The organism is Citrobacter sp. Cpo037 (genome assembly GCF_030332945.1).
GTDB classification, from domain to species: domain Bacteria; phylum Pseudomonadota; class Gammaproteobacteria; order Enterobacterales; family Enterobacteriaceae; genus Citrobacter; species Citrobacter portucalensis.
Genome location: NZ_JAOWGW010000039.1, coordinates 1 through 4,354, shown reverse-complemented (window position 1 = coordinate 4,354; position 4,354 = coordinate 1). Strand labels below are relative to the sequence as shown.

At 45.3% G+C, this 4,354-nt stretch carries 2 protein-coding genes and 1 pseudogene; 2 read left to right on the top strand and 1 reads right to left on the bottom strand.

The window, feature by feature from the left end; genetic code table 11:
- Positions 1-562, top strand: a 562-nt coding sequence (locus OGX94_RS03605; RefSeq protein WP_286568740.1) for a restriction endonuclease subunit S, incomplete at its 5' end; no start/stop codon positions are given.
- Positions 563-620: 58 nt separating this feature from the next.
- Positions 621-3,860 carry a type I restriction endonuclease subunit R gene (locus tag OGX94_RS03600; protein WP_032298283.1) on the top strand — a complete coding sequence of 1,080 codons (3,240 nt, stop codon included), beginning with the start codon at positions 621-623 and terminating at the stop codon, positions 3,858-3,860.
- Between the two features lie 45 nt (positions 3,861-3,905).
- Here OGX94_RS03600 and OGX94_RS03595 read toward each other — a convergent pair.
- A pseudogene (locus OGX94_RS03595) lies at positions 3,906-4,354 on the bottom strand (IS1-like element IS1B family transposase); the annotation flags it as partial.

Here is a 4,354-nt window from a genome sequence, read left to right as displayed (position 1 = left end):
AAAATCGGCCCAGATCCGCGAAATTTTAATCAGCGAGTCAGCTTGGGAAGAAATGACCTGCTTATTCGCACCTTCCCAAGGCTATCTGTATAGCACAGAAAAGTCTATAAGCTTAGCGGGACTTCAAAACAGTTCAGCTAAATTGCTGCCTAAAAACTCAACCGTTATAAGTGCTCGTGGTACAGTGGGAAAGTATGCTCTTTTAGCAAGAGATATGGCTTTTAGTCAATCCAATTATGGCATTGTTTCAAAAATTGGAAACTATCCTTTCTTCATATATCTTCTGGTTGGATTTATTGTCGATGATTTGCTGACAGCAGCTTATGGCAGCGTATTTGACACTATTACGACAAGAACTTTCGAGTCTGTAAACTTGAAGTTTCCTTCTTTAAATTCAATTGAGAAATTTAATGAAGAAATATCTCCGATATTTAGTAAGAAAGAGACGAACACTCAGCAAATTAAAACACTAGAAACTCTCCGCGACACCCTGCTTCCCAAACTGATGAGCGGTGATGTACGGGTTCAGTATGCAGAAGAAGCAATCGCATCAGTAGCATAAAATAATTAAGCGGGCTCACAACCCGCTATCTGGTTAAGCAGCAATAAGGACAGTACGCATGGCAAAGATGACCGAATCCGATATTGAAGTAATGGCGATTGAGTACCTGCAAGGGCTGGGTTATGAATACGTTTACGGCCCGGACATTGAACCCAGTGGAATCAATCCGTTACGTAGCTATCAGCAGGTTATCCTTGAAGATAAAGTGCGTACAGCATTGCAACGAATTAACCCGCACCTTAGTGAGCAGAAGTGTGAGGAAGCGCTAAAACAGGTGATGCAGATAAGCACACCTGATCTGATGGCAAACAATCTGGCCTTTCATCGCCTGTTGACCGAAGGAATCAATATCGAAGTCAGCAAGGATGGTAATACACAAGGAGAGCTGGCCTGCCTGATCGACTTTAACGATCCCACGAATAATGAATTTTTGGTTGTGAACCAGATAACCATTAAAGAAGGCAATCATACCCGCCGACCAGACCTTATTTTATTCATTAACGGTCTGCCGTTAGTCGTTATCGAACTTAAAAATGCCGCTGACGAAAATGCAACGGTTGCAGGTGCTTATAACCAGATAAAAACGTATCAGAACCAAATCCCCAGCCTGTTTACCTACAATGCCTTTAATGTTGTTTCAGACGGACTGGAAGCCAAAGCGGGAACGGTTTCCGCCGATTTCAGTCGTTATATGACATGGAAAACCGCTAATGGTAAAACACAAGCTACCAGTACCCAACCACAGCTCGAAGTTTTATTACAGGGGTTGCTTAATCCTGTAACGCTGTTGGATGTGATCCGCCACTTTATCGTGTTTGAAGCCAGCAAACATGAAGACAGCAAAGGGATTATCAGTATCCGTACCGTTAAAAAAATGGCTGCTTATCACCAGTACTACGCGGTTAATGCAGCAGTACTTTCCACTATTCGTGCCTCAGGTGTAAATGCAGATTCCCCCTCTGCCGAAGTAGCACTGCACCAGCAGGGACGTAACAGTAAAGTTCTTGTTAATGCGCAAAAAACCGGAGATCGTAAAGCGGGGGTCGTGTGGCATACCCAGGGTTCCGGTAAATCGCTTTCGATGGTGTTTTATACCGGGAAGATTGTACTGGCGCTGAATAATCCAACAGTGGTAGTGATCACTGACCGTAACGATTTGGATGATCAGCTATTCGGTACGTTTTCTTCTGCCACTCAGCTACTTCGTCAGACACCAAAACAGGCCAACAACCGGGAAGAACTCAAAGAATATTTGCGTGTCGCCTCTGGCGGTGTGGTGTTTACTACTATTCAAAAATTCCAGCCTGATGATGGCAGCAATATCTATGAGTTGCTGTCCGACAGAACTAATATTGTCGTTATCGCTGATGAAGCACACCGTTCCCAGTACGGTTTCAGCGCCAAAGAAGTTGACGTGAAAGACAGCGAAGGCAACGTAACAGGTAAACGCACCGTTTACGGCTTTGCCAAATATATGCGTGATGCCTTGCCCAATGCTACCTATCTTGGCTTTACCGGAACCCCCATAGAAAAAACGGACGTAAACACACCTGCTGTTTTTGGTAACTACGTTGATATCTACGATATCTCACAGGCCGTAGAAGACGGTGCAACCGTGCGTATCTTCTATGAAAGCCGTCTTGCCAAAATTGCCATCAGTGACGAAGGTCGCCAGCTAATTGAAGACTTCGACGATGAGTTTAACGAAGACGAGCTGACGCTTACCCAGAAAGAACGGTCTAAATGGGCCAGAATCGAAGGTTTGATTGGCAGTTCAAAACGTATTAAAGCTATTGCGGCGGATATGGTTCAGCACTTTGAACAGCGCTTAAAATCTAATGCCGATCATGGCAAGGGCATGATTGTCACCATGTCCCGTCGTATTGCTGCTGAACTTTATAAAGAAATCATAGAGTTAAAACCTGAATGGCACAGCGATAATCTAAATGATGGCGTGATTAAAGTCGTCATGACCTCTTCTGCTGCTGACGGACCAGAAATCGCTAAACACCACACCACAAAAAAAGAACGTCAGGTTTTGGCTAATCGTATGAAGGATGACGACGACAAGCTGAAACTGGTGATAGTGCGTGATATGTGGTTAACCGGCTTCGACGCTCCCAGCATGCATACGCTGTATATCGACAAACCAATGAAAGGCCACAACCTCATGCAGGCAATTGCCCGTGTGAACCGTGTGTATAAAGATAAGATAGGCGGTCTGGTTGTTGACTATCTGGGCATTGCCTCTGATTTAAAAGAAGCCCTCTCCTTTTACTCTGATGCAGGTGGACGTGGAGATCCTGCTGAGGTTCAGGAAGAAGCTGTAACGCTCATGCAGGAAAAGCTGGAAATCCTGGAAGGCATGATGCATGGCTACGATTACAAAGCTTACTTTGCCGCAACTACTTCACAACGCCTGACAATTATTCTTGAATCAGAAAACCATATTTTAGGGCTGGATAACGGTAAAGGTAAAATGCGTTTCCTGGCTGCGGTTGCAGCCTTGTCGCAGGCATTTGCATTGGCGACACCGCACGATAAAGCAATGGAAGCGGCACCCGAAGTAGCATTCTTCCAGGCAGTAAAAGCCAGACTGAATAAATTTACTGAAAACTCAGACGGATCAGAAGAAGAACACAATGACAGTCTGGAAGTTCGGGTAAAACAGACTATCGATCAGGCTCTGGTTACCGATAAAGTTGTTGATATTTTTGACGCTGCTGGGATACAAAAGCCAGATATTTCCGTTCTTTCTGAAGAATTCCTTCAGGAAATGAAGGATTACCAACACAGAAATATTGCTTTGGAAACGCTTAAAAAACTGCTTTCTGACGAGATTAAGGTTCGCTCGAATCAAAGTATCACCCAAGGCAAAAAACTGATTGATATGCTGACCTCTGCAATCAATGGCTACCAGAACAAGGTACTGACCGCAGCGGAGGTAATTGATGAGCTAATCAAGCTTGCCAAGACTATCCAGGAATCTGACAGCCTTGCCAGCCAGTTAAACCTCAGCGCTTATGAATATGCCTTCTATTCTGCTGTTGCAGATAACGACAGTGCTCGCGAGTTAATGGAAAAGGAAAAACTACGAGAACTGGCAGTCGTACTTACGGAGGCTATCCGCAACAATGTCAGTCTTGACTGGACAGTGAAAGAAGCAGCAAGAGCAAAAATTCGCGTGGTGGTAAAACGTCTGCTCAAAAAATATGGTTATCCGCCTGATATGTCATTGCTCGCCACAGAGACTGTTTTGAAGCAGGCTGAACTTTTAGCTGGAGAATTAGGAAAATGATTCCCTAAATTTTTAGCATATAAACTATTTGGTAATGGTCCCAACTTATTGATAGTGTTTTATGTTCAGATAATGCCCGATTACTTTGTCATGCAGCTCCACCGATTTTGAGAACGACAGCGACTTCCGTCCCAGCCGTGCCAGATGCTGCCTCAGATTCAGGTTATGCCGCTCAATTCGCTGCGTATATCGCTTGCTGATTACGTGCAGCTTTCCCTTCAGGCGGGATTCATACAGCGGCCAGCCATCCGTCATCCATATCACCACGTCAAAGGGTGACAGCAGGCTCATAAGACGCCCCAGCGTCGCCATAGTGCGTTCACCGAATACGTGCGCAACAACCGTCTTCCGGAGCCTGTCATACGCGTAAAACAGCCAGCGCTGGCGCGATTTAGCCCCGACGTATCCCCACTGTTCGTCCATTTCCGCGCAGACGATGACGTCACTGCCCGGCTGTATGCGCGAGGTTACCGACTGCGGCCTGAGTTTTTTAA